At 73.3% G+C, this 6,096-nt stretch carries 6 protein-coding genes; all 6 read right to left on the reverse strand.

The window, feature by feature from the left end; all coding sequences use genetic code 11:
• Positions 1–7: 7 nt before the first annotated feature.
• Positions 8–595, reverse strand: a complete 588-nt coding sequence (locus MILUP08_RS18635) for a TMEM165/GDT1 family protein (protein ID WP_007460427.1) — start codon at positions 593–595, stop codon at positions 8–10.
• A 215-nt stretch (positions 596–810) separates the two neighbouring features.
• Complete coding sequence (gene egtD, locus MILUP08_RS18640) at positions 811–1,776, reverse strand: L-histidine N(alpha)-methyltransferase (RefSeq protein ID WP_007460429.1); 966 nt, start codon at positions 1,774–1,776, stop codon at positions 811–813.
• 53 nt (positions 1,777–1,829) lie between these two features.
• Complete coding sequence (egtC, locus tag MILUP08_RS18645; protein WP_007460430.1) at positions 1,830–2,576, reverse strand: ergothioneine biosynthesis protein EgtC; 747 nt, start codon at positions 2,574–2,576, stop codon at positions 1,830–1,832.
• A gap of 40 nt (positions 2,577–2,616) precedes the next feature.
• Positions 2,617–3,948, reverse strand: a complete 1,332-nt coding sequence (egtB, locus tag MILUP08_RS18650; protein ID WP_039906257.1) for an ergothioneine biosynthesis protein EgtB — start codon at positions 3,946–3,948, stop codon at positions 2,617–2,619.
• A 71-nt stretch (positions 3,949–4,019) separates the two neighbouring features.
• The gene (gene egtA / locus MILUP08_RS18655; protein WP_007460434.1) at positions 4,020–5,255 is read right to left on the reverse strand and encodes an ergothioneine biosynthesis glutamate--cysteine ligase EgtA; all 1,236 of its coding nucleotides are present in this window, start codon (positions 5,253–5,255) and stop codon (positions 4,020–4,022) included.
• Positions 5,256–5,410: 155 nt separating this feature from the next.
• Positions 5,411–6,096, reverse strand: a 686-nt coding sequence (locus tag MILUP08_RS35390; RefSeq protein WP_051065749.1) for a hypothetical protein, incomplete at its 5' end; no start/stop codon positions are given.

The raw sequence follows: 6,096 nt of genomic DNA on the forward strand, positions 1-6,096 counted from the left end.
TCGGTGCTCAGGTCAGCTCGTTGACGGCCTCCAGGATCAACCAGAGGCCGCTGATGGCGAAGAGCACCGCGGCGCCGTACTTGATGGTCTTCTCCGGCAGGCGGCGGCCGAGCATCCGGCCGACCAGGATGGCAAGCGCGTCCGCGGCCACCATGCCGACCGTGGAGCCGAGCCAGGTGCCGAACCAGCCGTACTTGGTGGCCAGGGTGATCGTCGCGAGCATCGTCTTGTCGCCCAGCTCGGCCAGGAAGAACGCCACCGACACCGCCACGATCGCGGTCTTGCTGGTCTTCTCGGCCTTGCGCTTCTCCTCCTCGGTGAGGCTGTCACCGCGCAGGGTCCACGCGCCGAAGACGAGGAACGCCACACCGGCCACCAGGGAGATCCACTCGGTGGGCAGCACGGCGCCGAGACCCGAACCGATGGCGACCGACGCCAGGTGCACCACCGCCGTGGCGACGGTGATGCCGATCAGCACCGGAATCGGTTTGAACCGCGTGGCGAACGTCAGCGCCATCAACTGGGACTTGTCTCCCAGCTCGGCCACGAAAATGACACCGAAGCTGACGACCAGCGCGGCGAGGAATCCCTCCATGACATCCTTCCCGTTCACGCCGGGAGGAGGTACGGGGGCGCCCTCGACCCGGCTGCAACAGCCTGAGTCGAAGGTCTCGCCCGCCCCGGAGACCGGGGCCGCGTGGCCGGGTGCGGAACGCACCAGTATGTCGACCACGACATTGGGGGCTACTCCCCTTCGCGCAACCAGCCTAACCGATCACCGAGCGGGTCGGACGTCGTGGGTGAAGAGCCTCACCGGACCTGGGCCAACGTCACCCCGAAGAGCCCGTCCGGGTCGGTCCAGAACTGTGCCGCCGCGAAGCCCGCGTCGCGCAGCTCGGCGGCCACCCCCTCCGGGCGGAACTTCGCCGACACCTCCGTCCGCAGCTCCTCCCCCGCGGCGAACTCGACAGTCAGGTCCAGCACCCGGACCCGCATCGGCCGCGTCGCCCGCAGCCGCATCTCGATCCACTCGTGGTCCGGATCCCAGTGGGCGACGTGTGCGAACGCCTCCGGGTCGAAGTCGGCGCCCAACTCCCGGTTGATCACATACAGCACGTTGCGGTTGAACTCCGCCGTGACCCCCGCCGCATCGTCGTACGCGGGCACGATCACCGACGGGTCCTTCACCAAGTCGGTGCCGAGCAGCAGCCAGTCACCCACCTCCAGCGCGGCGCGCATCGCCGCCAGGAAGTCGGCCCGCTCCGCCGGCAGCAGGTTGCCGATCGTGCCACCCAGGAACACCACCAAGCGTCCACCGCCGGTCGGCAGACGGTCGAGCTGGCGGGTGAAGTCCCCCACGATGCCCCGGACCCGCAGCCCCGGATAGTCGGCGGCGATCTGCGCGGTCGACCCCAGCAGGGCACTTACCGACACGTCCAACGGAACGAACGTGCCCAGGCCACCTCGACGGGTGAACGCGTCCAGCAGCAGCCGGGTCTTCTCCGACGAGCCGGAGCCCAGCTCGATCAGAGTCTTGGCGCCGGTCAGCGACGCCACGTCCGGTGCGTGCTCGGCAAGCACCGCCCGCTCCGCCCGGGTCGGGTAGTACTCGGGCAGCCGGGTGATCTCCTCGAACAGCTCGCTGCCCCGCGAGTCGTAGAACCACTTCGGCGGCAGCCACTTCGCCTCGGCGGTCAACCCGGCCCGGACGTCCTGACGCAGACCGCGCTCCAGGTCCTGCGGCTCAAGGTAGATCTCCAACGGTTCCGCGCTCATCGGTCCTGCCTCTCTGCTCCGTCACACACCTCGCGTTGCCCGACCGGTGCGGCTCACCGGGTCGGCAGTGGGCACATCCGCACCTCGTCCACGGTCGCCGTGACAAGGTGCCCCTCCGGCACCGGCCGCCATCCGGGGTCGTCGTCGTGTGGCTCGGACGCCAGCAGCACCGCGCCCGCCGCCGCACGCACCGACAGCGCGTGGCCGGCCGTGGTGCCCACCACCCGCCGCCCATCGGTGAGCAGCACGTTCAGCCGCGACCCCGGCGCGGCCACGGCGACCTCGGCCACCGTCGCGGCCACCGCCTCCGCCGGGTCGTCGCCGGCGCGCAGCCGGTGCCGCACCAACGCCCACAGCAGCGCCGAGTCGGTGGCCGCGTCCAGGGTCAGCAGGTCACGCACCGGCAGGCGGGCGGCGAGCGGCACCACCGCGTCCGGCCACCCCCGCACCACACCGTTGTGGCTGAACAGCCACCGCCCCTCGGCGAACGGCGCGGCGGCGCCGTCGAGCACCGCCATCCCGACGGTCGCCGAGCGGACCGCGGCCAGCACCGCGCCGGCGCGGGTCACGGCCGCCAGCTCGGCGATCGTCGGGTCGCTCCAGATCGGCTGGGCACGCCGGTACCGCACCGGATCGCCGTCGTCCGGATACCAGCCGACGCCGAACCCGTCGGCGTTGATCGTGCCGCCGCCGCGCATGTCGCGTGGCGCCCAGGACTGGCGTACGAGCGCGTGCGCCGGCTCGAAGAGCAACTCGGCAAGCCTGACCGGCGGCCCCAGATAGGCCAGATGACGGCACATCAGCGCAGTCCGGCCGCCGCCGCACCGGCCCGGTCGGGCGTCACCGGTGCGACTCGTCCGGGCCGGCGTCGCGGGCGCAGCGGAAGCCGCTGAAGATCTGCCGCCGAATCGGATAGTCCCAGTTGCGGAACGTCCCCCGGCACGCCGACCGGTCCGTGCCGAACGAGCCGCCGCGCAGCACCCGGTAGTCGTCGCCGAAGAAGACCTCCGAGTATTCGCGGTACGGGAACGCGGTGAAGCCGGGATGCCCGCGGAACGTCGTCGACGTCCACTCCCAGACGTCCCCGATCAGCTGGTGCACGCCCAGCGGCGACGCGCCGGCCGGGTACGCGCCCACCGGCGCCGGCCGCAGGTGACGCTGGTCGAGGTTGGCGTGCGCCTCGGTCGGATCCCCGTCACCCCACGGGTACCGACGCGACCGCCCAGTCGCCGGGTCCCACCGGGCGGCCTTCTCCCACTCCGCCTCGGTCGGCAGACGCTTGCCGGCCCACGCGGCGTACGCCTGCGCCTCGTGGAAGCACACGTGCACCACCGGCTCGTCGGGTCGCACCGGATCCCACCGGCCGAAGCGCCGGTACGCCCAGCCGTCGCCGTCGCGGCGCCAGTGCATCGGCGCGACGAGCTGCTCGGAAACCCGGTGCTCCCAGCCCTCCGCGCTCCACCAGCGCGGGTCGGCGTAGCCGCCGTCGGCGATGAACGCCTCGTACTCGCCGTTGGTCACCGGTGTGGCGTCGATGACGTACGCGGGCAGGTCGACGCGGTGCGCGGGACGCTCGTTGTCCAGAGCCCAGGGATCGGTGTCGGTGCCCATCGTGAACTCACCGGCCGGCACCAGCACCTCGCCGCCGACCCGTGCGGTCGGCTCCGGTGGCGGCGGGGCGTGCAGAACCGCCGCACCCGCGCGCAGCTGGTGGGTCGCGAGCATCGTCTCGTCGTGCTGCTGCTCGTGCTGAACGATCATGCCGAAGGCGAACCCGTCGGCGACCAGCGGCCGGTCGGTGAAGCTCACGGCGTCGAGCAGGTCGTGCACCTTGTCCCGGACCGTGCCCAGGTAGGCGCGCGCCTCCGCCGGCGGCAGCAGCGGCAGCGCGGGGCGGTCCCGGCGAGGCTGCTTGAACGCGTCATACAGCTCGTCGATGTCGCAACGGACCGGCTCGCGGCCACCCACGTCACGGACCAGCCAGAGCTCCTCCTGGTTGCCGACATGGGCCAGATCCCAGACCAACGGCGACATCAACGGAGAGTGCTGGCGCATCAGGTCGTCGTCGTCGACCGCCTCGGTCAACAGGGCCGTACGGGACCGGGCGCGCGCCAACTCCTCAGCGATCCGCCCCCGCAACCGCTCCCCCTCCGGATGGTCCGTCGCACTCACCGTCTCGCCCCTCACCGATCCGCCCTCCGTTCGCGACTGCGGGGCTCGCAACCCCGGCTCACTCCTCGCGCTCACCGGTCTCCCCTCCGTGCGGCGGCCAGCCGCCGTCGTACGCCTCGTTGGATGTCGTCGTGGGTGCCTGCCGGCAGCTCCAGGCGGGGCAGCGCGGCCAGGGCCAGGTCGAGCAGCGCGGCCGCGGCAGCGGCCAGCGCCGGGTCGGACAGGCCGTGCCGGGCGGCGGCCGACCAGCGGTGCGCCACCGGCGCGCCGATCGTGTACGCCGCGCGCACGGTGCCCGCGTCGGTGAAGAGCGCGCTCAGCACCGCCAGCGGGAGACGCCAGTCCCGGTCGGGCTGGGCGTCCAGATAACGCAGTTCCAGATAGCCGCGCGGACGCACCGGTGGAAAGAGGGTGCTCACGTGGTAGTCGAGATCGTCGGTGGTGGGCGGGCGGGGCAGCGCGCCGTCGAGCCAGTCGGCGAAGGTGACACCCGGCGGCGGGGCCCAGTCCGGGCCGCGCCGGCGCAGGCAGAGCAGCGGCGCGGCAAGCACGTACCGGATCCAGGTGGCCGTGGGATCCTCGTCGGCGTTGCCGGGCACCCACACCGGGCGGGTCCGGGACGGATCGATGGCCAGCCAGGCGGCCATTCGCGCGGACGCCCAACCGGTGCGCCGCCCGGCGTGCCGGCTGGCCGAGGCGAACGCCGCGAGCAACGGCGGCCCGACCGCGTGGGCCGCTGCCCAGCGCGCCGCGACCTGGTCCGGCTCGCCGATGTCGAGGCAGACCTGCAGGCCCGCAGTGCTGTACATCATCGTGCGGCCGGCCGGACCCCGCCGGTCGAAGGCCCGACGCATCGCGCGGTAGCGGGGGGTGTCCACCACGGGACGGGGCCGACGGTGCGGGTCGATTCCGCTGCGGCCGAGGGTCAGCCCGGCGGCGGCCAGTAGGCCGGTGACCTGGGCGATGTCGGCCTCGGTGGCCTGGATCAGCGCACCGGCCGAGGAACGCGGCGGGGTGGAGATCTCCAGCTGGCCGCCCGGTTCGAGAGTCACGGTGCCGCCGTGTCGCAGCGGCTCGGCGGGGCTCGTGGGATCCAGCGTGACGGGGCTGTGGCGCCCCAGCGCCGCCCGCAGCCGCACCGGATCGACCGGTCGGGCAGGGTCGGCGGCGTCGTGCACGGTCCATTCCAGTTCGACGCCGGTGTATGTCGGGGGGCCGGTCTTGAAGCAGATGCGGGCGAGATGTCTGCCTGCGGCGGCGGACTCCCGCAGGATCGCGCTGCGATCCAGCTCGGGCGACGTCACCATCGGTGCAGCCTCCTTCGTCGTGCGCCAACTCCGGAACACTGTGCCACCGTAAACCCACCCACCGACACTCTCGGCGGCGTCGCCGGTGCCACCAACCTCTGTCTAACAGACGGATTTCCCGGTACACGGCAGAACGAACCGCACCGCCCCGATGCTCAGTTCGCTGCCGGTCCCGCCGGGTGGGAGGGCTTGACCCGTGCCGATCCGTGCGGCGTCGGCGCCGTGGACGGTTCGGCGGGGGAAGACGGCCGCGCCGGAGCGGACGGCTCCGCCGACGGGGACGGTCGCGCCGGAGCCGACGGCGTGGCCTCAGGCACCAGTCGCTGGCAGTACGCCTCGACGGCGGGGACGCCACCGGCGGCCGTCACCAGCCGCTGGAAGGCAGGCGTCCGCAACGCCTTCTCTCGCTGCTCGGGCTTCTTGGCCAGGAAGGCTCGGCACAGTCCGTGCAGCTGACCGTTCGGCGTCGAACCGACGGACGGAGTGCCGGCCGAGGACGGCGGGCCGGACGGCGTCGACCGGCTCGGCGCGGTCGACGTGGTCCCCGCCGGACCGCCGGCGGTCGGTGGCGCGCTGCTCGGCGCCGGCACCGGCGACACCGGGTCGGGTGCCCGGTCCAGGCCGGCCGCGGCGAACGCGGCGCCCGCGGTGGCGGTGGCCGCCAGCGCGCCGATCCAGGCCAACGCGCCGGTGGTGAGCCGGCGGCGGCGTGGTCGTCGGGCCGCGGTGGGCTCCGGGGCGGCGACCCGGGCGGCCCGGAAGGCGGCCAGCGCGGCCTCCTCGCCCGCCAGCTCTCCCGGTCGGGCCGGACCGGCGGCAGCGGCGAGCAGCCGCGCCAGTG

Source organism: Micromonospora lupini str. Lupac 08 (genome assembly GCF_000297395.2).
In the GTDB taxonomy this organism is placed as follows: Bacteria; Actinomycetota; Actinomycetes; order Mycobacteriales; family Micromonosporaceae; genus Micromonospora; species Micromonospora lupini.

What these genes read in the sequence shown, in the direction of transcription:
- MILUP08_RS18635 (WP_007460427.1), bottom strand. Translation starts at nt 595, where the DNA reads ATGGAGGGATTCCTCGCCGCGCTGGTCGTCAGCTTCGGTGTCATTTTC.
- egtD (WP_007460429.1), bottom strand. Translation starts at nt 1,776, where the DNA reads ATGAGCGCGGAACCGTTGGAGATCTACCTTGAGCCGCAGGACCTGGAG.
- egtC (WP_007460430.1), bottom strand. Translation starts at nt 2,576, where the DNA reads ATGTGCCGTCATCTGGCCTATCTGGGGCCGCCGGTCAGGCTTGCCGAG.
- egtA (WP_007460434.1), bottom strand. Translation starts at nt 5,255, where the DNA reads ATGGTGACGTCGCCCGAGCTGGATCGCAGCGCGATCCTGCGGGAGTCC.